Annotated in this window: 21 protein-coding genes and 1 pseudogene; 12 read left to right on the forward strand and 10 right to left on the reverse strand. The window is 62.2% G+C overall.

Going from position 1 to position 21,850, the window contains the following annotated elements; translation table 11 throughout:
- Positions 1 to 539: 539 nt before the first annotated feature.
- The 5 genes and pseudogenes from NKJ17_RS28665 (at position 540) to phnE (NKJ17_RS28685) (ending at position 5,674) form a co-directional block, all read left to right on the forward strand.
- Positions 540 to 1,238, forward strand: a pseudogene (locus tag NKJ17_RS28665) (DUF1868 domain-containing protein).
- Between the two features lie 145 nt (positions 1,239 to 1,383).
- The gene (gene phnC / locus NKJ17_RS28670; protein ID WP_352506653.1) at positions 1,384 to 2,232 is read left to right on the forward strand and encodes a phosphonate ABC transporter ATP-binding protein; all 849 of its coding nucleotides are present in this window, start codon (positions 1,384 to 1,386) and stop codon (positions 2,230 to 2,232) included.
- Positions 2,233 to 2,320: 88 nt separating this feature from the next.
- Positions 2,321 to 3,229, forward strand: coding sequence for a phosphonate ABC transporter substrate-binding protein (gene phnD / locus NKJ17_RS28675; protein ID WP_352476349.1), 909 nt, complete (start codon positions 2,321 to 2,323; stop codon positions 3,227 to 3,229).
- A gap of 53 nt (positions 3,230 to 3,282) precedes the next feature.
- A complete protein-coding gene (phnE, locus tag NKJ17_RS28680) occupies positions 3,283 to 4,239 on the forward strand; it encodes a phosphonate ABC transporter, permease protein PhnE (protein WP_352506654.1) in 957 nt (318 codons plus the stop codon).
- A gap of 67 nt (positions 4,240 to 4,306) precedes the next feature.
- On the forward strand, positions 4,307 to 5,674 hold the full coding sequence (gene phnE / locus NKJ17_RS28685; RefSeq protein WP_352506655.1) for a phosphonate ABC transporter, permease protein PhnE: 1,368 nt from the start codon (positions 4,307 to 4,309) through the stop codon (positions 5,672 to 5,674).
- Positions 5,675 to 5,698: 24 nt separating this feature from the next.
- Here phnE (NKJ17_RS28685) and NKJ17_RS28690 read toward each other — a convergent pair whose 3' ends face one another.
- From NKJ17_RS28690 to NKJ17_RS28700, 3 genes are all read right to left on the reverse strand, one after another.
- Positions 5,699 to 6,550: a sugar phosphate isomerase/epimerase family protein gene (locus NKJ17_RS28690; RefSeq protein ID WP_352691129.1), complete on the reverse strand. Its 852-nt coding sequence runs from the start codon at positions 6,548 to 6,550 to the stop codon at positions 5,699 to 5,701.
- A 177-nt stretch (positions 6,551 to 6,727) separates the two neighbouring features.
- Entirely contained in the window at positions 6,728 to 7,933 is a 1,206-nt protein-coding gene (locus tag NKJ17_RS28695; protein WP_352476346.1) for a Gfo/Idh/MocA family protein, read from the reverse strand.
- Positions 7,934 to 8,072: 139 nt separating this feature from the next.
- Complete coding sequence (locus tag NKJ17_RS28700) at positions 8,073 to 9,128, reverse strand: sugar phosphate isomerase/epimerase family protein (protein ID WP_352506657.1); 1,056 nt, start codon at positions 9,126 to 9,128, stop codon at positions 8,073 to 8,075.
- A gap of 392 nt (positions 9,129 to 9,520) precedes the next feature.
- On the opposite strand from NKJ17_RS28700, the gene NKJ17_RS28705 reads away from it, so the two are divergent.
- The 5 genes from NKJ17_RS28705 to NKJ17_RS28725 are packed head-to-tail and all read left to right on the forward strand — an operon-like array spanning position 9,521 to position 13,757.
- Complete coding sequence (locus NKJ17_RS28705) at positions 9,521 to 10,408, forward strand: sugar phosphate isomerase/epimerase family protein (RefSeq protein WP_352506658.1); 888 nt, start codon at positions 9,521 to 9,523, stop codon at positions 10,406 to 10,408.
- A 55-nt stretch (positions 10,409 to 10,463) separates the two neighbouring features.
- Entirely contained in the window at positions 10,464 to 11,633 is a 1,170-nt protein-coding gene (locus NKJ17_RS28710; RefSeq protein ID WP_254816744.1) for a mandelate racemase/muconate lactonizing enzyme family protein, read from the forward strand.
- Between the two features lies 1 nt (position 11,634).
- Positions 11,635 to 12,351 (forward strand): FadR/GntR family transcriptional regulator, encoded by a 717-nt coding sequence (locus NKJ17_RS28715; protein ID WP_254816743.1) that lies wholly within the window; start codon positions 11,635 to 11,637, stop codon positions 12,349 to 12,351.
- Position 12,352: 1 nt separating this feature from the next.
- A complete protein-coding gene (locus NKJ17_RS28720; protein ID WP_352506659.1) occupies positions 12,353 to 13,333 on the forward strand; it encodes a hydroxyacid dehydrogenase in 981 nt (326 codons plus the stop codon).
- A gap of 40 nt (positions 13,334 to 13,373) precedes the next feature.
- Positions 13,374 to 13,757, forward strand: coding sequence for a hypothetical protein (locus NKJ17_RS28725; RefSeq protein ID WP_352476343.1), 384 nt, complete (start codon positions 13,374 to 13,376; stop codon positions 13,755 to 13,757).
- A gap of 14 nt (positions 13,758 to 13,771) precedes the next feature.
- On the opposite strand, the gene NKJ17_RS28730 is transcribed toward NKJ17_RS28725, so the two are convergent.
- The gene (locus NKJ17_RS28730; RefSeq protein ID WP_352506660.1) at positions 13,772 to 15,067 is read right to left on the reverse strand and encodes an amidase; all 1,296 of its coding nucleotides are present in this window, start codon (positions 15,065 to 15,067) and stop codon (positions 13,772 to 13,774) included.
- A 117-nt stretch (positions 15,068 to 15,184) separates the two neighbouring features.
- Here NKJ17_RS28730 and NKJ17_RS28735 point away from each other — a divergent pair, with 117 nt between their 5' ends.
- The gene (locus tag NKJ17_RS28735; RefSeq protein WP_352506661.1) at positions 15,185 to 15,532 is read left to right on the forward strand and encodes a GFA family protein; all 348 of its coding nucleotides are present in this window, start codon (positions 15,185 to 15,187) and stop codon (positions 15,530 to 15,532) included.
- Here NKJ17_RS28735 and NKJ17_RS28740 read toward each other — a convergent pair.
- Positions 15,529 to 16,752, reverse strand: a complete 1,224-nt coding sequence (locus NKJ17_RS28740; RefSeq protein WP_352506662.1) for an MFS transporter — start codon at positions 16,750 to 16,752, stop codon at positions 15,529 to 15,531. The two genes, NKJ17_RS28735 and NKJ17_RS28740, sit on opposite strands and share 4 nt — an antisense overlap.
- Positions 16,753 to 16,842: 90 nt before the next feature.
- Here NKJ17_RS28740 and NKJ17_RS28745 point away from each other — a divergent pair, with 90 nt between their 5' ends.
- The gene (locus NKJ17_RS28745) at positions 16,843 to 17,814 is read left to right on the forward strand and encodes an AraC family transcriptional regulator (protein WP_352506663.1); all 972 of its coding nucleotides are present in this window, start codon (positions 16,843 to 16,845) and stop codon (positions 17,812 to 17,814) included.
- A 125-nt stretch (positions 17,815 to 17,939) separates the two neighbouring features.
- Here the strand turns inward: NKJ17_RS28745 and NKJ17_RS28750 are convergent, their stop codons facing one another.
- From NKJ17_RS28750 to NKJ17_RS28770, 5 genes are all read right to left on the reverse strand, one after another.
- Complete coding sequence (locus tag NKJ17_RS28750) at positions 17,940 to 18,221, reverse strand: hypothetical protein (RefSeq protein ID WP_352506664.1); 282 nt, start codon at positions 18,219 to 18,221, stop codon at positions 17,940 to 17,942.
- Positions 18,222 to 18,468: 247 nt separating this feature from the next.
- Positions 18,469 to 19,572, reverse strand: coding sequence for an ABC transporter ATP-binding protein (locus tag NKJ17_RS28755; protein WP_023675181.1), 1,104 nt, complete (start codon positions 19,570 to 19,572; stop codon positions 18,469 to 18,471).
- The gene (locus NKJ17_RS28760; protein WP_352506666.1) at positions 19,572 to 20,675 is read right to left on the reverse strand and encodes an ABC transporter ATP-binding protein; all 1,104 of its coding nucleotides are present in this window, start codon (positions 20,673 to 20,675) and stop codon (positions 19,572 to 19,574) included. Before NKJ17_RS28760 ends, NKJ17_RS28755 begins: the two co-directional genes overlap by 1 nt.
- Positions 20,672 to 20,893 (reverse strand): hypothetical protein, encoded by a 222-nt coding sequence (locus tag NKJ17_RS28765; protein WP_023675179.1) that lies wholly within the window; start codon positions 20,891 to 20,893, stop codon positions 20,672 to 20,674. The genes NKJ17_RS28760 and NKJ17_RS28765 overlap by 4 nt, the downstream gene beginning before the upstream one ends.
- A complete protein-coding gene (locus NKJ17_RS28770) occupies positions 20,890 to 21,849 on the reverse strand; it encodes a carbohydrate ABC transporter permease (RefSeq protein WP_352476335.1) in 960 nt (319 codons plus the stop codon). The genes NKJ17_RS28765 and NKJ17_RS28770 overlap by 4 nt, the downstream gene beginning before the upstream one ends.
- Position 21,850 lies beyond the last annotated feature (1 nt).

The following is a 21,850-nucleotide window of genomic DNA, read 5'->3' on the forward strand; positions in this document are numbered from 1 at the left end:
TCAGCCGCTCGGGCAAATGTCCAAAATAATAGAAAGAAATCCTAACGTGATAAGAATAGCACCACCAGTCTGATTAAACCTGATAAGTTCTATAATTTTTTTGTCATAACCAATATCTACAAGCGATTTGGTTTTTTCCTCAATCTTATTTGCAAAATTTATCGTAACTAGCGCAATTAAAAAAATGAGAATCATTAGAATAATGGCCGCGTCGCGCCCATTTGCATAATTGTACAAGTATCCCGATATTGGATGGTTCAAGCTACCAACCCGATATACGGACATCAAAACCAGGGCCACTGTGAAACTTATCGCAGCGACTACCCCTGCAGCATACAGCCGCAACCACTGGCGCCAACGTAGCAATTAGGCAGCCTCTCTTTGATACGAGTTTGAATCTTTATTTCAATCTTGATGATGTGCAAACCCCGGCAGCATCGCTTGGCGAATCCTGCCTTTGATATTCTACTTCTTGGCACGGTTTTCATGTCCCTGACACATCGTCGGGGCAGAACGCGGCCTTTCCTCTGGAGATCGCAATGCCTGTTTCAGTCAAACCTTCGCTCGCCGGATACTTTGCCGGCTCGAACCCGACCCCTCCGCTGCATCTCGGCAGGCGCTACGACACCTCTGGCAATTTCCTGACCGAGCCCGGCAACACGGTCGTCTGCCATCTCGTCGACGGCTCGCCGTCCGAGGCAGTGGTGGTCGAAGTGCGTGAGCGGATGCGCGCCATGCCCGATACCGACCGGCTGGCCTCTCCAGCCTGCACATGACGCTGTTCCAGGACATCATCGAATATCGGCGCCGGCTCCCTATTGGCCTGAGGATGCGCCCCTCGACACCAGCATCGACGACATGACCCGCCTCTATCAGGAACGCCTGAACGGCTTCGAAGGCCGCGGCGCCTTCAAGATCAGGGTTGTCGATGTCGTGCCGACGGGCTTGACCGTTGCCGGCGCAACCGATGAGGACGTGCGTATCCTGCGCGCATGACGCGATGCCTTGTCGGCGCCCTTCGGATATCGGCATCCCGACCACGACAGCTACACGTTCCACATAACCTTCGCCTATCAGATCCGCCGTCTCGACGATGAAAGGATAACGCAATGGCAACAACTATTCGATGATTGCCTCTCGCTGCCGTCCGTCAGGCTCCAGTGATCGAGCTGCTGCCTCCGGCATTTTGCAGCTTCAAGGACATGAAGCATTTCGAGGAGCTTCTTGTCCTGGGCTGATCCAAAGGCGCGCGGATGAATTCCCCGGGCGAGGCGTACCTGTGGGCAGTAACAAAACTGACATCGTTCCGACACCGCAGGTTCATGCGGCTGCGCTAGCGAGGGTTAACAGACCTTCAATTGCGATTGGACTGGAGCCTGCACCATGTCAGCTACGCTCGAAATCCGCGGCGTCACCCGCCGGTTCGGCAAGAACACCGCCGTCAGCAATGTCGACATCGCGATCCCGCACGGTCAGATGGTCGGCATCATCGGCCGTTCGGGCGCCGGCAAATCGACGCTTCTGCGCATGATCAACCGCCTCATCGATCCCAGCCAGGGATCCATCCTGTTCGACGGCGTCGAGGTCTCCGGGTTGCGCGGCTCGCCGCTCCGGCGATGGCAGCGCGACTGCGCCATGATCTTCCAGCAGTTCAATCTGGTGCCGCGCCTGGACGTGCTGACCAATGTGCTGCTCGGCCGGCTCAACCACCGCTCGACGCTGTCCAACCTCTTCGGCATGTTCTCGCGCAGTGAATGCGCCGAGGCTGTTGCCGCCCTTGAGCGTCTCGACATCGCCCGCACCGTACTGCAGCCCGCCGGCACGCTTTCCGGCGGCCAGCAGCAGCGCGTTGCTATTGCGCGTGCCATGATGCAGCAGCCGAAGGTGCTGTTGGCGGACGAGCCGATCGCCTCGCTCGATCCGCTCAACGCCAAGGTGGTGATGGATTCGCTGCAGGACATCAATTTGCGCGAAGGCATCACCGTCATCACAAATCTGCATACGCTTGATACGGCCCGCAACTATTGCAACCGTATCATCGGCATGGCCGCCGGCAAGGTTGTCTTCGACGGCCCGCCCGAAGACCTCAACCGCGAGGCCGTGCGCATGGTCTACGGCGCCGACAGCAATGGCGGCGAAATCTCCGAGGCCATCACTTCGACCAGTGTCGCCGTCAAACAGAAAATCGCTGCATCCGCCGGACCGCTCGAGCCCGTGTTCCCTGGCTACTGAGAACGGCCTGATCGCCCGCCCGCGTCAAAGGCACTCGTCAAAAGTTCGAACGCTCCGGCGCGAAGCCGGAACCAACAGGAGAGAGATAATGTTCAGGAAGATGGTTTTTGGCGCGGTTTCATTGCTCGCCATCGCAACAAGTGCCGCTCACGCCCAGGATATCAAGGAATTCCGCATCGGCATCCTTGGTGGTGAAAATGAAGCGGACCGGCTGCGCAACTTTCAGTGCCTCGCCGATCACCTGAAGTCCGAATTCGGCTTCGAGAAGGTCTCGCTGTTCCCGGCCGCCGACTATGACGGGGTGATCCAGGGCCTGCTCGGCGGCACCCTCGATTTCGCCGAGCTTGGCGCGTCAGGCTATGCCAGCGTCTACCTCAAGGATCCGAACGCCGTGACCCCGATCCTCACCACCCAGCAGACCGACGGCGCGACCGGCTATTATTCGATCGGCCTGGCGCTGAAGTCGTCCGGCATCACCGACATCAAGTCGGCAAAGGGCAAGAAGCTCGGCTATGCCGACCCGGATTCGACCTCCGGTTATCTGATCCCGCTGACCCAGATCCCGAAGGACACCGGCGCCTCGAACGAAACCTTCTTCGCCTCGACCCAGTTCAATGGCGGCCACGAGAACAACCTCCTCGCCGTTCGCGACGGCAAGGTCGATGTTGCGGTTGACGACTCCTCGGGCATTGGCGACTTCAAGAACGGCTACACCTCCGGCACCTTCCACAAGGAAGTCGCCAAGGGCGCCGTCGACCCCAACGATTTCGTCGAAGTCTGGCGCTCCGGCCTGATCCCGAACGGCCCGCTGGTCGTGCGCACCGCGCTCGGTGGCGATATGAGCGCCAAGCTCGCCAACTTCTTCACCAGCCTGCCGGCCAAGGACAAGCCCTGCTTCGAGGCCATCGAAGGCGGCGATTTCACTGGCTACGTTCCTGTGAAGCCGGACTTCTACAGCGTCATCGTCGAAGCCCGCAAAGCCGCGATCGGCGGCTGAATGCGGTGGCAAAGGGCGGCCTTACCAGCGCCGCCCTTTTTGCATGCCCGATCATGACCATCTCAGCCACGATCCGTTCAGACGCGACCCGGCGGACAGCCGACTCCTGGCGACGGCAGACGTCCTTGCGCCGGTTCTACACGGCGCTCGGCATCGGTTTGCTGCTTATCGCCATGTGCACAGCCATGTGGTTTGCCGACGAGGCCAATGCCGGACATTTCTTCGATCGGCTGCCGCACATACTGGATTTCCTTAGCTGGCTTGTTCCCAAAGACTGGAACGACGTCTGGCGGGCGCTGTTCGACATCGCATCGCCGCACGACAAGGGCAGCCAGGAGTTCAACTTCCCGCTTGGCCGCGTTTATCTCTGGGGCGGTTTTTACCTACCCGAATATTTCGAGCTGATGCTCACCACGCTCAACGTGGCGCTGGTTTCCACTTTCATCGGCTTCGTCTTTGCGGTGCCGTTCTCGTTCATCGCCGCGCGCAATTTGACACCCAGTCCGGTGCTCAGGCTCGTCGTCAAGCGCTTCATGGAACTGCTTCGCGCCTTCCCCGAGATCGTCATTGCCGGCCTGTTCGCAGCCATCCTCTCGACTGGCCCGGTCGCGGCCATCATCGCCATCGGCCTGCATTCGATCGGCGCCCTCGGCAAGCTCTTCTACGAGATCAACGAAAACATCGACATGCGCGCCGACGAAGGCCTGCGCGCGGTCGGCGCCAACTGGTTCGAGCGCGTGCGCTTCGCCGGCCTGCCACAGGTGCTGCCCAATTTCATGTCTTACGCGCTGCTCAGGATCGAGATCAATGTCCGTATCTCGACCATCATCGGCGCGGTCGGCGGAGGCGGCATCGGCGAGGAGCTGAAGCTCTCCATCTCACGCGGCTTTGGCGCCAAGACGCTGGCACTGGTGCTGCTGTTGTTTACCACCATCTTCCTCGTCGACCAGTTCTCCGCCTGGCTTCGTCGCAAGCTCGTCGGCGAGCAGGCCTTCATGATGGGCGCCTGACCATGATCCCAAAAAGTGGATTCCGGTTTTTGGAAAAGATCATGGCAAATCAACAAGAAGACTGCCCATGGCCGCGATGACCGCCGATGAGATGCAGGCGATAGAGGAGCGCTTTCCCCAAGTGTTCCGACGGCCCTTGTACAAACGCTTCGGCCCGCTGGTGCTGTTCGCCGGCATCCTGCTCTACCTCGTCTATGCCTTGTGGTTCTTCAGCCTGCCGCAAGTGCTGAGGGAATCGCATTGGGAGCGACTGCCGCTCTTCCTGACGCAATGGATCAGCTACGATCTGCAGCCGGAATTCCGTCTCGATCAGCCTCAGATCACACCCAAATACCCGCGTTTTTCTGCACTTGGCGAAGACCCGCATCCCGACTGGGTCATCGCCAATGCCAACGGCTCCTACACCGTTCTGATCGAAGGCCGAGCCAAATCCGTCACCTTCGACAAGGCCGAGGCAACGCTTGTCGCCAATGGCCAAGCGGTGCCGGTGTCGTTGACCAGCGGCAAGCCGGTGATAACCGGCCCGGTGCCGGACTGGATCACCGCGCATGACGATGAAATCGTCGCCCGGATGGGCTTTGCCGGCGAGGTTCGCATAACCGTCGATCGCGTCAAGGTCCGCAAGCGCTTCCTCGGCTGGGCGAATTTCGTCTTCGACACACGCTCGCCCTTCTTCGGCAAGTCGCCCGGCGAGGTGGTCTCGTTGCTGATGTCCGGACCCCAGCTCAAGCCGGGCACATCGAACATTGCGCTGGCCGCGGACAATATCTGGAACAACGCCCAATGGCAGCATGGCGACGTCTGGACGAAGCTGTTCCAGACCATCGTCATGGCGTTTCTCGGCACCTTGCTCGGCGGCATCGTCGCCTTCCCGCTCGCCTTTTTCGCCGCCCGCAACATCACCCCGAGCGGCCTCCTCAGCCAGGTGCTCAAGCGGTTCTTCGATTTCATGCGATCGGTCGACATGCTGATCTGGGCGCTGTTCTTCACCCGCGCCTTCGGCCCGGGCCCACTGGCCGGCAGCGCCGCGATTTTCTTCACCGAGATCGGCACGCTCGGCAAAGTCTATTCGGAAGGCCTCGAGAACATCGACGACAAGCCACGCGAGGGCATCCAGTCGACCGGCGCGAACGGCTTGCTGGTGCAGCGCTATGGCGTGCTGCCGGAGGTGATCCCGGTCTTCATCAGCCAGACACTCTATCAGTGGGAATCCAACACCAGGGGCGCGACGATCATCGGCGCCGTCGGTGCCGGCGGGATCGGCCTGAAGCTTTGGGAAGCGATGCGCACCAACTCCAACTGGGCCAATGTCTTCTACATGGTGCTCTTGGTCCTGCTCGTCGTTTTCATCTTCGACAACATTTCCAATTTGCTGCGCCGCCGGCTGAGCAGGACGATCCACGACTACAACCGGATCCAGGCCGAGCAGGGGTGACGGGTGCATCGGGCTGGCCGATCGTTATGCAACTTTCCTCCACCCGTCCTTAATATGCCTGTAGCCGTCGCGGTAGACAGCTTCCGGGCCTTCGGAAAAGTCGCGCCACACCTTGGTGGCCGCGGCCAAGTCCTTCAGCGAACGCCCGAACGCCTCGATCGTCAGCCAATCGTCGTAGCCGCTCTTGCGGATGGCGGAGAAAGTCTCCTTCCAGGGAATATGGCCACGGCCCGGCACCCCGCGATCGTTCTCCGAAATGTGGATATGGACGATGTTGTTGCGGTTGCGCGTATAGGCGCCAATCGGGTCGGCTTCTTCGATGTTGGCATGGAAGGTGTCGTACATCGCCTTGATGTGCGGCCGGTCGATCGCGTCGATATGCTCCGATAAATCGTCCATCGTGTTGAGCAGGTAGCATTCGAAGCGGTTGAGCGCCTCCAACCCGATGGTGACGCTCTTGTTGCCGGCATAGTCGCCAATGGCGCGTTGCGAAGCGATCGAACGTTTTTTCTCGGCCGCTGTCGGCCCGCTGCCGGAGAAGGCCCCGAGTGTCGAATGGAGCGGGCCGCTCAACGTGTTCGCGCCAAGCGCCTGAGCGCAGTCGATCGCCGATTTCATGTAGTCGATACCGGCTTTGCGCGTCGAGGCATCCGGCGAGATCAGGTTCATCGCCGCATCGCCCATCGCCGAGACGGCGGTGCGTTGCAGCCCGATACGGTCGAGCAGTTCGCCGAGTTTCCTGTAGTTGTCCGGCGTGCCGGAGAAGACCGGTATTTCGACGCCGTCGAAGCCGGTCGCCTTGATGTCCCTCAACAACGGCTCGTGTTTTTTCGAGACACTGGTCGTCCACAACAACATGCACATGCCGATTTTCATCGACGCCCCTCCCTTCATTCGCTCGATCGCCGGAGGGGTGATGAGATTCAGGTCAGGCCGAGCCGAAAATGGCGGGTTCCGAGAACCGGAGCGGAGCGTGCTTTTGGTACATGCGCACCGGAAGCGCAGGAAACTGCCATTTGCAGGCCGGTCTCACCTGACTATCACCACCACCCTTCAGAGCTTCGTCCACGCCCCATTCTTCTTCGACGACTTCACGCAGGCCTCGATGAAGGCCATGCCCTCGACGCCGTCCTGCACGGTCGGGAAGACGACATCCTTAGCCGGCTTCCCGCCCTTCCGGCGCGCTGCACGAATCGCCCGCGCGGCTTCCTGATAGATGTTGGCGAAACCTTCGAGATAGCCTTCCGGATGCCCTGGCGGAACGCGGCTGACGCGCCCGGCGACGGGGAGCGCGCCGGCGCCATTACGGGTAATCAACTGCTTCGGCTGGCCGAACGGCGTGTACCAGAGATAGTTCGGGTCGGCCTGCACCCATTCGAGGCCGCCCTTCGAGCCGTAGATGCGCAATTTCAACCCGTTCTCGTGGCCGGGCGCCACCTGGCTTGCCCAGATCATTCCCTTGGCCGGGTGCGACCCGCCGACCGGCTTGAAGCGCAGCAGCACATTGATGTTGTCGTCGAGCAGCCTCCCCGGCACGAAGGCATCGAGATCGGCCGACAACGAATCGAGCTCCAGCCCGGAGACGAAACGGGCAAGGTTGTAGGCATGCGTGCCGATATCGCCCAGTGCACCGCCGGCACCCGCCTGCTTCGGGTCAGAGCGCCACGCAGCCTGCTTCTGGCCGGTGGCGGCCAGGTCTTCGGTCAGCCAGTCCTGCGGATATTCCGACTGCACGATGCGGATATCGCCGAGCTGTCCCTTGGCCACCATCTCGCGTGCCTGCCGCACCATCGGATAGGCGGTGTAGTTATGCGTCAGCACGAACACCTTGCCAGTCTTTTCGACCAGCGCCGCCAGCCTCTTTGCCTCGGCTAGCGTCGTCGCTAGTGGCTTGTCGCAGATGACGTGGATGCCGGCCTCGAGAAAAGCTTTGGCGGCCGGCACGTGCACATTGTTCGGCGTGACGATGGCCACCACCTCGATGCCATCCGGCCGCTTGGCCTCCGCCTTGGCCATCTCGGCATAGGAGCCGTAGCTGCGTGCCGGATCGAGCCCAAGCTCGGCCGCCGAGGCCTTGGCGCGCTCCGGATTCGACGAGAGGGCGCCAGCAACCAGCACGAACTCGTTATCCATGCGTGCCGCGATGCGGTGCACCGCGCCGATAAAGGCGCCTTGTCCGCCGCCAACCATGCCGTAGCGGATCGGACCGCCTCCCGTTTCCGTCTTCGATGCGCCAACCACGATTTTCTCCCTCGTCATTGAAATACCCCTCCCCTTGAGGGGAAGGTGGCCCGCAGGGCCGGGTGGGGTCGGTTCATGCCGAGCCCTACGCCCAGCGACCCCACCCCGATCCGCTGCGCGGATCGACCCTCCCCTCGAGGGGGAGGGAATATCTGTGCTAGATCCCCATCATGCCGCGCAGCACCTTTTTATCGGTCGTGCCGCCGGCGAAGTCGTCGAATGCTTTTTCCGTCACCCTGATGATGTGGTGCTGGATGAAGGGAGCGCCTTCGGCCGCACCATCCTCCGGGTGCTTGAGGCAGCATTCCCATTCCAGCACCGCCCATGAATCGTAATTGTATTGGGTGAGCTTGGAGAAGATGCCGCGGAAATCCACCTGCCCGTCGCCGAGCGAGCGGAAACGCCCGGCACGGTTGGTCCAGCTCTGGTAACCGGAATAGACGCCTTGCCGCCCGGTTGGATTGAACTCGGCATCCTTGACGTGGAACGCCTTGATCCGCTCGTGGTAGATGTCGATAAATTCGAGATAATCGAGCTGCTGCAGCAGGAAGTGCGACGGGTCATAGTTGATGTTGCAGCGCTTGTGGCCGCCGACCGAATCGAGGAACATCTCGAATGTCGCGCCGTCGAACACGTCCTCGCCTGGATGAATTTCGTAGCCGACATCGACGCCGTTTTCGTCATAAACGTCGAGGATCGGCGTCCAGCGTTTGCCGAGTTCGGCAAATGCCTCCTCGATCAATCCCGCCGGCCGCTGCGGCCAGGGGTAGAGGTATGGGAAGGCCAACGCTCCGCAAAACGACACCGACGCCTTGAGCCCGAGATTCTTCGACGCCTTGGCGGCGAACTTCATCTGTTCGACCGCCCATTGTTGCCTGGCTTTTGGATTGTTGTGCACCGCAGCCGGCGCGAAGCCGTCGAACTGCGCGTCATAGGCCGGATGCACCGCCACCAGTTGCCCCTGCAGATGCGTCGACAGTTCGGTGATCTCGACGCCGGCATCGGCGCAGATGCCCTTCACCTCCTCGCAATAGGCCTTGGAGGAGGCTGCCTTCTCGAGATCGAACAATCGGGCGTCCCATGTCGGGATCTGCACGCCCTTGTAGCCCAGACCAGCCGCCCATTTGGTGATCGAGGCCAGCGAATTGAACGGCGCGGCGTCGCCCGCAAACTGCGCCAGGAACAGACCAGGCCCCTTCATCGTCGTCGGCATCGGCATCTCCCTATGTTTCACGACCAAGCATAGCGCCGATTGAAAACAGGGCCAGCGTCTTTGGTCTCTTTGCACAGCGCGCTCAGCGCCGCTATTCTGGTATTACCAAATGCCGAAATCTGGTCAAGCCATTTGACGCGCTGCCGCAGTCCTGCAACCATGCCGAGTTAAGCCACATGTTTAAGTATAATCAATAGCATAGACAGGAGCCAACGCTTGATGGCAGCACTTCTTGCCGTCCAGATGAAATTACTGTAGACCTCCCATCAAGCCCAATTGGTCGAACCAGTTTGCAAAAAAATGCTGGGACGCCTTGGGGAGGAATCATGCGGCGGCTTCGGCAGAGTGCGCCGCAGGCAAACTGGTACAGGCGATTCTGGGAAGGATAGACCATGCATCTTTCGACGCACAATTGGATGCGGGCGGAGCCGCTGGAAACGACGCTCAAGCGCATCAAGAAATTCGGCTATGAGTCGATCGAGATTTCCGGCGAACCCGAACAGTACAAGCCCAAGGAGACGCGCGCACTGTTGAACGAGTACGGCATTCGCTGCTGGGGAGCGGTGACGCTGATGCTGGGCGAGCGCAATCTCGCCGCCAAGGACCAGGGCCAACGCGAGCGGTCGGTGCAGTACGTCAAGGACGTGCTGACCATGGTCAGCGAGCTCGACGGCGAGATTATCACGCTGGTTCCCGCCACTGTCGGCAAGGTCGTGCCGGACGGCACCGAGGAAGAGGAATGGAAATGGGTGGTCGATGCCACCCGGGAATGCTTCACCCACGCCAAGAAAGTTGGCGTCAAGATCGCGGTTGAGCCGCTCAACCGCTTCGAGACTTATCTGTTCAACCGCGGCGCCCAGGCACTGGCGCTGGCCGATGCGGTCAGCCCCGAATGCGGCGTCTGCCTCGACGCCTACCACATCCACATGGAAGAATTTAACGTCTATGACGCCATCCGGCAGGTCGGCGAGCGCCTGTACGATTTCCATGTCGCCGACAACAACCGCTTCGCCGCGGGCCTTGGGCAGATCGACTGGCCGAAGATCGTCGGCACGCTGAAGGAGATCGGCTATGACGGCGCGCTGACCAATGAATTCGTCGCCCCCGTCGACCGCACGCCGGCTGCTCCCTATCCCGACATGGTCGAACGCAACCCCGTCGACATCTCGCCGGAGCAGCTGAAGTTCATTCAGGACCACGGCTCCAGCGTGCTCACGGAGAAATTCTACACCGACCAGATGCGCATCAACGCGGAAACGCTGCTGCCGCTGATCAAGTAGCCGAGCCGTTTGGAAAGAGCCCTTCCGCCTCACCGCGGCCGGGCCGAGGATGAACATGCGCATCAAAACGGTCCAAGCCTGGTGGGTCCGCATACCGATCGAAGTCGCGAAGCAGCACCGCAGCGACTTCGGTCAGGTGGCGACGTTCGACGCCGCTATCCTGCGCATCGAAACCGACGACGGGCTGGTCGGCTGGGGCGAAGGCAAGAATGCCGCCGGCAGCGCCGGGAGTTACGGCGCTCTCGTTCATTTGCTGAACTACGAGGTCGGCCCGCAGCTGGTCGGCCGCGACCCGGCCGACATCGGCGTCATCTGGGAGATGCTCTACAATGGCACGCGCCACGACAGTGCCGCTCGCGCCGGCCATGCCATGCCGCAACTGGCACGACGGGGCATGAGCATCGCTGCCATCAGCGCCGTCGACATCGCATTGTGGGACATTCTCGGCAAATCGCTCGGCGTTCCGGTCTGGCGGCTGCTCGGCGGCCGCAAGCTGGACCGCATGCCGGCCTATGCTTCCGGCGGCTGGGCCACCGCGGAAGCCATCGGCGACCAGCTGCAGTCCTACATCGCCAAGGGCGGCTTCAAGGCGCTGAAGATGCGCGTCGGCGCGATGGATGGCGCCCCACATATCTCGGCCGCTCGCGTCCGCGCCGCAAGACAGGCGCTCGGTCCAGATATCGATCTGATGGTCGACGCGCACGGCACTTACACGGTGGCCGAAGCCAAGCGCTTCATCCATCTCGCCGGCGACCTCGATCTCGCCTGGTTCGAGGAGCCGGTGATCGCTGACGACAAGCCCGGCATGGCCGAGGTGCGCGCCTGCGGTTCGATCCCGATCGCCACCGGCGAAAGCGAGGCGACACGCTATGCCTTCCGCGACCTCGCCGTGCTCAAATCCGCCGATATCTTCCAGCCGGATCCGGCCTTTTGCGGTGGCATCAGCGAGGCGATGAAGATCGGCACCATCGCCAGCGCCTTCAATCTGCGCTTTGCGCCGCATCTTTGGGCCGGCGCGCCCTGCTTCTTTGCCGGGCTGCATGTCTGCGCCGCTTCGCCGGCGAGCTTCACCGTCGAATATTCGCTCGGCGCCAACCCGATGATCCACGATCTGATCGAAGAGACTGTCGAAGCAAAGGACGGTATGGTAGCGATCCCTGATAGACCCGGGCTGGGATTCACCATTTCGGAGCGGTTCCTGGAGGCGCACGCGCAACACGGCTGACATGAAAGAAAAGAACCTTCTCGCGGAACTCGCCGCCTATCTGTTCTCCCATTCCGACAAGGAGACCGGCCGCACGCCGTCGGAGCGCGAACTGGCAGAGCATTTCAGCGTCAGCCGCGGACAGATCCGCGAGGCGCTGGCCATTCTCGAGGCGATGCGCATCGTCGAGCGACGGGCGAAATCCGGCATCTACATCGATACGAAGCAGGCGAGCGTCGAGGCGATGGCGCTGTTCGCCCGCGCGGGCCTGCCGCTCGATCCCGTCCAGATCTACGAGACGGTCGAGTTGCGCAAGATCCACGAGATCAAGGCCGCCGAACTGGCCTGTTCACGCGCCACCGAGGAGAATTTCGAGCGGCTGCGCGAGATCCTGAAGGCCTCCGAGGATCGCATCGCCGCCGGTGAAGGCCTTGCCCGGGAAGACCGCGAGTTCCACCTCGAGATCGTGCGGGCGACCAAGAACAGCGTCTTCCACAATATCTGCAGCGTCTACTACATGATGGGTGAGCTGCGCCTGCCGATCTATTTCAACGATCCCGAACGCAGCGTGCGCTCCCATGCCGAGCATATCCAGATCTACGAGGCGCTGCTGCGCCGCGACGGCAATCTCGCCCAGGCGCTGATGAGCGCCCATCTGCAAGGCGCCGAAAGCTACTGGAAGGGGCTGATCGAGGGGCGTGGGGCGGAACCGCAAAGCCCAGCGCTCGAAAAGGCCTGAAATGCCCAAGATCCTGTCGACACACAGACTGCACCCCCGTGCCTCTTCCATGCTGACAGGGGCCGGCGAACTCGTCGTTGCTTCCGCCCTCGACGCGCATACGCTTGCCGCCGAGGCAAGGGACGCCGATGTCATCATCGTTCGCGCTCCCTTGCCTGCGTCGCTTTTCGAAGGAGCAAGGAAGCTCAGGGCCGCGATCCGGCACGGCGCCGGGCTGGACATGGTACCTATGGAAGCGGCCAATGCCGCCGGCGTGCTGGTGGCGAACGTACCGGGGGTGAACGCGCGATCCGTCGCCGAATACGTGATGTTCGCGGCGCTGGCGCTGCTTAGGCGCTTTCGTGTGTTGGACCGCGACCTGCGTGCGAAGGGCTGGCTGGCCGGCCGCGAACACACTGTGGTGGCCAGCGAGCTAGCGGGCAAGACGATCGGCATTGTCGGTCTCGGCGCGATCGGCCAGGCGGTTGGCCATATCGCGGCACATGGGTTCGATCTGAATGTGGTGGCGACGACGCGCAGCATGCGGCCGGCGCCGGACAGGGTCGGCTTCCTGTCGATCGATGCGCTGATCGAACAGAGCGACATCATCGTTCTGTGCTGCCCGCTGACGCCCGAAACACGGGGGCTGATCAGCCGCGAGCGCATTGACCGGATGAAGCCGGATGCGCTGCTGATCAATGTTTCGCGCGGGCCGGTGATCGACGACGACGCGCTGATCGAGGCCTTGCAGAAGGGCCGTATCGGCGGCGCCGCACTCGATGTTTTTGCAACACAACCGCTGCCGCCCAACCACCCCTATTTCGGCTTCGACAACGTCATCGTCACCCCGCACATGGCTGGGATCACCGAGCAGTCGATGATGCGCATGGGCGTCGGCGCGGCTGGCGAAGCCTTGCTGGTGCTGGCCAACAGATTACCGGTCAATCTGCGCAACCCGGAAGTGGTCGAGCACTACCGGCGGCGGTTCCCTGTCGATCTCTGAGCGCCTCAATTTTCCCGAACTCGCCGGCGATGGTGCCGGCATGGTAAACGTCACAAAATTCCTGCTGACCGCTGGCTTCTGCGTGGCGACGGCGCAAGTCTTCGCCAACGGACAGGGCAGCTACGTGTTCTGCGACAACGGCTTGCGCTGCGTGGCGGCACCCTGTCCATCGAACAGCGCACTCGACCTCGCTACTGGTAAGCTCATCAAAGGCGTTTCAATCGACATTGATCGCCTGCCGCAGCAAGACAAAGCCCTCAATCTTTCGGACAAGCTCTATGCCGGCGAGGTCGTTGTTGTCGGATCGATCGAGAACCGCACCCGGACCTTCAACGGCAAGCGGTACACCCTGCCTTGGCTGGTTGCCACCGGCATCGAACGCGCCGCCAAGGACAGCGAACGCGGCCACTGCTCGTCGCGCTGACACGCGCTGTCGGATCAATTTGCAAGCAGCGCCTCCACGCCGGCTGCGATGCGCAGCAGGTGGTGGTCATGACCATTGCGCGCCACCAGCATCAGCCCGGCCGGGCGCGTCTTTCCCGGCATGGGCAGCGAGATTGCTGACAGATCGAACTGGTTGGCGACCTGCGTGTTGCGCAGCAGAAGACCCTCGATCCTGTTGCAGAGGGCCTCGTCACCGGTCATCGAGACGATCGTCGGCGCCGTCACCGGCGTGGTCGGCAGGGCCAGTACGTCTACCCCTGACAGCCGCTCATCCATTGCGGCGACAAGTGCTGCGCGACGGCGCATTGCCCTGATATAGACCGTGGCCGGAATGGCGGCGGCGCGCGACAATGGTCCGCTTACCCGCGGGTCGACCGGCGTCGCCGCTCCCGTCGCCAGCCAGTCGGCATGGATCTCCGCCCCTTCCATCGCCGCGATCGAGGCGCGCTTGGTTGCCGCGCGCAGTTCGGCAAGCAGGTCGTCGATCGACAGTTCCGCAAGCCGTGCGCCGCTAAGCTCCATCTTGCGAAGACACCAGTCGAACGTCGTCGCGACCTCTTCCTGCGTATCATCGAACAGCACGCCGCGCGCAATGCCGATGCGCAGGCCGTGCAGTGGAAGCGGCAACAGTGCTGCCAGGTTTTCGCCCGACATCACTGCATCGGCCGCCGCACATTCCGCGACGGTGCGGGCCAGCGGACCGATCGAGTCCAGCGTGGCCGACAGCGGAAACGCACCCGCGAGCGGCACGCGCCGCGCGGTCGGCTTGAAACCGACGACGCCATTCAGCGATGCCGGAATGCGCACCGAACCACCCGTATCGGAACCGATAGAGATTTGGCTGGTGCCTTCGCCGACCGAAACCGCGGCGCCTGAGGACGAGCCGCCCGGAATACGGGTGGCATCGCTTGCATTGCCGGGGGTGCCGTAATGCGGATTGACGCCGATCGCGGTGAAGGCGAACTCGGTCATGTTGGTCTTGCCGAGGATGACTGCACCGGCCTGACGCAGCCGTCGCACGACAATGGCATCCCGCAGCGCCGGCGCTGCGGTGGCGAGCAGCAGAGAGCCCGCCGTGGTCGGCTCGCCAGCGACATCGAACAGATCCTTGATCGAGACGATCGCCCCATCGAGCGGCCCGAGCGTGACGCCGGCTTTTCGCCGCGCATCGGCTGCGTCGGCCGCCGCCCGTGCGGCTTCCGGGTAGAGCTTTACGAAAACGCTTTCGTCGTCGACGCGAACGGCAAGACGCGAAAGAATTGCTTCGAGGCTATCACGGGCTGATTGCATTTTCGGTGTCGGACTCCGCACGCTTGGAACGTCTTAAGATAGCAGCCCCAACTGCCGCAGGAGACATAGCCCGGCACGGTCGGATTTGCACCTGTCGAACCGAAGGAGGAAGGCCCGATGCTCTACCAAGGCAGCTGCCACTGCGGCAAGGTCGCGTTCGAGGTCGAAGGCGAGCTGACCGGAGCCGTACGGTGCAATTGCTCGATCTGCTCGCGCAAGGGTGCACTGCTATGGGCAGTGCCGCATGAAAGCGTGCGGGTGCTTGCCTGGGGCGATGATCTCGGCCGCTACAGCTTCGGCAACCATGTCATCGCGCACCGCTTCTGCCGCAGCTGCGGCATTCACCCCTTCGCCGAGGATGTCGGCGAAGGGAGCGGGCGAAGTGCCTATATCAATATTCATTGTATCGAGGCGTTGGACGTCGCCGCCGTGCCGGTCTTCGACTTCGACGGCCGTTCCGTTTAGGCCTTGGGATCGTCGATCGGCTTGGGGCCAAGGAAGAACGCCGCCAGTGCCGCAAGCAATGTCGCCGCCGCGCAATAGGCGAAGGCGCTGGCAACGCCGGTATTGTCGACCAGCAGGCCGCCGAACACGGCGCCCAACGCGATGGCGACCTGGAACGTCATAACCATGAGCCCGCCGGCGCTTTCCGCCTGATCGGGGGCGGCTCGCACCAGCCAGGTCTGCAGCCCGACTGGGACGGCACCGAAGGCAAAGCCCCAGCTGGCCACTGCTATTGCAGCCACGACGGGTGAGCCTCCGACCACCAGCAGCAGGAGCGCTGAAGACGCGATCAGCAGAGGCGCCAGAGTGACGGCTGCCTTGAGGCTGCGCTCGGCAATGAAGCCGCCGGCAAAATTGCCGAAGAAACCACCAATGCCGTAGGCGAGCAGCACAAGCGAGATCGTCTCGATGTCCAGTGCGGGCACCTTCTCGAGAAACGGGCGGACATAGGTGAAGCCGGCAAAGTGTCCCGAGGCGACCAGCAACACCACCAGCAGCGCTACTCTGATCATCGGCCGCTTCATCACCTCCAGCAGCGTGCGAAAACCTGCTGTACCTGCCGGCGGCAGTCGCGGGATGGTAGCCACCTGTACCAGAAGCGCCAGCGCGCCGACCACGGCGGCGATCATGAAGGCCGTCCGCCATCCCCAGATGTCGCCGACATAGGCGCCGACCGGAGCAGCGCAGACCGTCGCCACCGAAACGCCGGTGAGGATGATCGACATGGCGCGCGGCATCAGCCGCATTGGGACAAGCCGCATCGCCATGGCCGCCGACATCGACCAGAATCCGCCGAGACTGATCCCGAGCATGATGCGGGCGATCAGAAGAATAGGAAGCGACGACGCAAACGCGGCCACCAGGTTTGACAGCACAAGCAGCACGGTCAGCGCCAACATGACCAGCCTGCGGTCCAGCCGCTTGGTGACAATAGCCATGGTCGGTGCCGCAATCGCGCCAATGACGGCCGTTGCCGTTACCGCCTGCCCGGCGGCGCCTTCGGTGATGCCGAGATCCTGCGCAAGCGGCGTCAGCAGGCTGGCCGGCAGAAATTCTGCGGTCACCAGGCCGAAGACTCCGAGCGCCAAGGAGACCACCGCCCCCCATGCGGGGTCGGATCGTTCGCCAGTTTCAGATGGGTCGAGAACGGCGTCCATGACGCCTGTCGCGGGTTCGGTCATGAGGGATCTCCGGTCTGTTGCAGCGCAGCATTTGACTGCAATGCAACATAAGGAGTGACTAGCTGGAGTTTCCATGCTAGAAACACCATTATGTTTGACCGTTCGTCCAAAATCCCCGTAACCGGCGATCCACTGACGGACATATTGCGCGGATTGCGCCTCGAAGGCGTCGATTACGGCCGTTGCGAGATGAAGGAGCCTTGGGGCATCCATTTTCCGGCTCAGGCGGCGGCACGGTTTCATTTCATCGGCCGTAAAGGCTGCTGGTTGCTGCAGCCGTCCGGCGAATGGGTCGAGCTCAAGGCGGGCGACGCTGCCTTGTTGCCGCGCGGCTCAGCTCACACGCTGGCGAGCGAGCCGGGTATCGAGGCGGCGCCGATCCACGGCTATGAGGTCGAGGAGATCTGCAAGAATGTCTATTGCATGTCGAATGACGGCGTGCCCGGCTGCCGTCCGGGGACCTTGCTGTTTTTCGGCAGCATGTATTTCAATCTCGATGGCTTGCACCCCTTGCTCGGCATGATGCCGGACGTGATGCGCGCACATGAGTTGGAAGCCTATGAACCAGGTATTCCACATTTGCTGGAAGCGATGGCCCGCGAGGTGTCGATGGAGCGCGTCGGCTCCGGCGGCATCCTGGCGCGGCTGGCCGATGTGCTTGCCGCGACCGTCATCCGCTCATGGGTCGAGCGCGGCTGCGGCGACTCTTCCGGATGGATCGCGGCGGTCAGGGATCGCGAGATCGGCCGGGTGCTGGCCGCGATCCACCTGGAACCGAACCGTGACTGGACGGTGGAGGCTCTGGCGAAGATGATGGGTGCCTCGCGATCGGGTTTCGCCGATCGCTTCGCCACCATTGTCGGCGAAACACCGGCAAAGTACGTCACGCAGGTGCGGATGCACCAGGCGCGGCAATGGCTGGTCCGCGACCGGCTCAAGATTTCCGTCGTGGCGGCGCGCCTCGGCTACGAATCCGACGCCTCCTTCAGCCGCGCCTTCAAACGGGTCATCGGATCGCCGCCCAGCCATTTCCGGGCCGAGGAACAGGCGGAGATCCGCTAATGCATGTCGCGCAAAAGTGTGCAGCGGTTTTGCGATAACGACGTGCATCAAAACAAGAATCTAAAGCGCGTCGCATGAGGCCGGTCGAACGCGACGCGCTTTAGGCCGGCTAAACGTTGGCCGGCTTATTGCTCGGTGATACAGGCCGAGCCGGCACTGCTCTTGCAATATTTGCCGGAGGCCCCGCACCTGCCATCCGAGACTTCGACGACGGTGCCGCTCAACAACAGTTTGCAGTCGCTGGTGGACAGATTGACCGTGCCGTTGAGGCCCTTGATCTTCTTGGCGTCGACCTTCGCACCGGCGACGATTTTCTTGGCTGCCTGCGCCTCGCCCAGATGCGCCGCCAACAATCCCATACCGGCGACAAGCAGGATCGTCGCAAAAGTGCGGAACAGATTTCCCATAGCCAACCCTCCATTTCGGGCCTCCAAAATTGGGCTTGCAAAGCCCGTTTGGGACCAAAGGATCAGCCTATTCGACAAATCGGAGCATCCGCATCCCCCGCACGGGGGATGACGGGAAGACTCGAGCATTTCGCACCAAATGGAGTCACGTAGCGTCGCACAAATGCGGCTAAAACACATAGATAGAGCGGGATACACGGTTCGTGTTGAACGCATCCCGCTCCAGCTGCAGTAAAGAGGCTTGTACTTAGCCGGCGTGACGCAGGCTTATTCCGCTGCCCTTGTCGAACAGCACCACCTTGTCCGGATTCCAGGCAAAGCGCACCGGCTGCTCTATCTGGACGTCGGTCCTGGCCGGCACGGTGGCGCGCAGCATGGCGTCGCCGACCCGCAGCGTCAGGATCTTCTCGACGCCATGGTTCTCGACATCGTGGACCCGCGCCTCGACCGGCGCGCCGGTCTCGAGATAGACGTCTTCGGGACGAATACCGAAGACGAGCGGGCGACCGTCGGTCGCCGCGCCCGTCTTGGCACCCCCCGAAGTCTTGGCACCCCCCGCAAACGGCAATTCGAAATTGAGCGGCGCCATCACCGCACGTCCGTTGACGAGCTTGCCGTCGATGAGGTTCATCGGCGGTGAGCCGACGAAGCTTGCCACGTAGGTGTCGCGCGGATTGTTGTAGATCTCGTACGGCGTGCCGGTCTGGACGATGCGGCCATGGTTGAGCACGCCGACCTTGTCACCCATCGACATCGCCTCGATCTGATCGTGCGTCACGAACAGGAAGGTGGCGCCAAGCTGCATCTGCAGGTTCTTCAATTCGGTGCGCAGCGCCTCGCGCAATTTGGCGTCGAGCGCCGACAACGGCTCGTCCATCAGGAATACCCGCGGCTTGCGCACGATGGCGCGGCCGATCGAGACGCGCTGCATCTCGCCGCCTGAAAGCCTATCGGTCTTGCGGTCGAGCAGATGCTCGATGCGCAGCGTCCTGGCCGCGCGGTCGACACGATCCTTGATCTCGGCATCGGGCAGCCGGCGGATCTTCGGCTTCAGCGGAAATTCGAGGTTCTGGCGCACCGTATAGCGCGGATAGAGCGAATATTGCTGCAGCACCAGCGCCACGTCGCGCTCGGCCGCGCCCCAGTCGGCGACATCGACGCCATCGATGAAGACCTGGCCTTCGCTCGGTTTTTCCAGGCCGGCAATCATGCGCAGCGTCGTCGTCTTGCCGGCGCCGGTCTCGCCAAGCAGGACGAAGAACTCGCCATCGGCGATGTCGAGATCGAGCCCGGTCAAGGCGGTGTGGTTACCGAACTTCTTTGAGATGTTCTTGAGCTGGATGTGGGCCATCAGAGTCTCACTCCCAGCGATTTGCCGCTCGCCGTGTCGAAGAAATGCGCCTGGCTGGGATCTATTCTGACGAAGACCCTTTCGCCGGGGCCGCTGATGAAGCCGCTCTTGGTGCGCGCACGCAGCATCTTGGAGCCGACCTTGAGGTCGACGATGTCGAAGGACCCGAGCGGCTCGACGATCTGCGTCTCCACCGGCAGGAACCCCTCGGCGGTTTCGCGGCGGACGAGGACGCCTTCCGGCCGTATGCCGAGCGCGAGTTGGCTGCCGGCATGGCCATTGAGCTTCGACAGCAAGGCGCGCGGGAATTCGAAGCCAGCGGCCGCATCGCCGACCGTGACCGAGGCCGATGAGGGTTTCTCGGTCACCGAAGCGTCGGCGACGTTCATCACCGGGCTGCCGACAAATTGCGCGACGAAAAGATTCGCCGGATGCGAATAGACCTCGTCCGGCGAGCCGACCTGCTGCAGTACACCTTCATGCATGATGACGATGCGGTCGGCGAGGCTCATCGCCTCGATCTGGTCGTGGGTGACATAGATGCTGGTCGAACCCTGCTTGATGTGCAGCCGCTTGATCTCGGCCCGCATCTCCTCGCGCAGCTTGGCATCGAGCGCGCCGATCGGCTCGTCCATCAACATCGCCTTCGGCCGCCGCACCAAGGCCCGGCCGATCGCCACGCGCTGCATGTCGCCGCCGGACAGCGCCGACGGTTTCTTGGCGAGGAGATCGCTGATCTGCAGCGTCTTGGCGACCGAGCGCACCTCGCTGTCGATCTCGGCCTTGCTCTTGCGCGTCGCTCTCAGTGGAAAGGCGATGTTCTCGTAAACGCTCATATGCGGATAGAGCGAAAACGATTGGAAGACCATGGCGATGTCGCGGTCGGCGGCCTTGAGGTGCTGGACCGGCTTGCCGTCGATGAGGATGTCGCCGCCGTCGATCGTCTCCAGCCCGGCAATCGCCCTGAGCGTCGTCGTCTTGCCGCAGCCCGACTGGCCGAGCAGCACGATGAACTCGTTGTCGTCGATCTTCAGGTTGAGGTCCTTGATGACCTGGACGGCGCCGAAATATTTCTGGACGCCGCGAAGCTCGATTTGGGTCAATGCTGTGCCCCCGGATTTGCCCCTTGCCCGGTGCCGGCCTTCTCCTCCGGCGCGATCTTGGAGGTGATGTTGAAGCCGATCAGACCGATCAGGATGATGGTCACGCCATAGCTGTGCAGCAGCATGTTCCACGGCTGGCAGAGCGCGATGATACCGAGCACCATCAGCACCTGGCTGCCCGGTTCGAGATATTTCTGGTTGATGTCGCGAAAGCTCATTTGCGGATCGCTCCGAAGGACATGCCGCGCAACAGGTGGTTGCGGAGCAGGAAGGTGAAGATCGCGACCGGCAGCAGGAACAGGAAGGTTCCGGCGGCGATCACCGTCCAGTCCGGCAGGCCGGAACCGACCTGGCTGGGAATGAAGGGCGGTGCCGTCTGGGCGCGGCGGCTGGTCATGATCAGCGCGAAGGCATACTCGTTCCACGCCGTGATGAAGCAGAACACGGCGGTGGCGGCGATGCCGGTGGCGGCCTCGGGCAGCACGATCTTGAAGAAGGCCTCCATGCGCGTGTAGCCGTCGACGAGCGCCGCCTCTTCATACTCCTTCGGGATTTCGTCCATGAAGCCCTTCATCAGCCAGACCGAGAAGGACAGGTTGAAGGCGGTGTAAAGAATGATCAGGCCGACATGGGAATCGTTGAGCCCTACCGCCCGGTACATCAGGAACATTGGGATGGCGACGACCACCGGCGGCAGCATGCGCGTCGACAGGATGAAGAAGAGCAGATCCGCCTCTCCCTTCACCTTGAAGCGCGAGAAGCCATAGGCGGTGAAGGTGCCCATGCCGACGGCCAGGACGGTCGAGGTTATGGCGACGATCAGCGAATTCATGAAACGGCTCGGATAGCCCGACCACTGCACCTGGCCCTTGCCGTCGCGCACGATCTTTTCGCCGCCATTGAAGACGACGCGCTCCCACCACGGCGCAGCCGCGTACTCCTCCGGCGACGGCGGGCTGCGCAGCTGCGAACGCTTGGTGAACAACTTGACGAAGGGCGATATCTCCGGCTGGAAAACCACCGTCGGCGGAATGGTGGTGGCGAGATTGCGCGGCTTGAAAGCCGTCGAGGCGATCCAGTAGATCGGCGCCAGGAAGATGATCGTCACCAGCAGGACAGCGACGATGGCGACCCGGTTGAAGGTGATTTCGGAAGAAGTGCGGACTGCGGCCATC

This window comes from Mesorhizobium sp. M0208 (assembly GCF_040322015.1).
Taxonomy (GTDB): Bacteria; Pseudomonadota; Alphaproteobacteria; order Rhizobiales; family Rhizobiaceae; genus Mesorhizobium.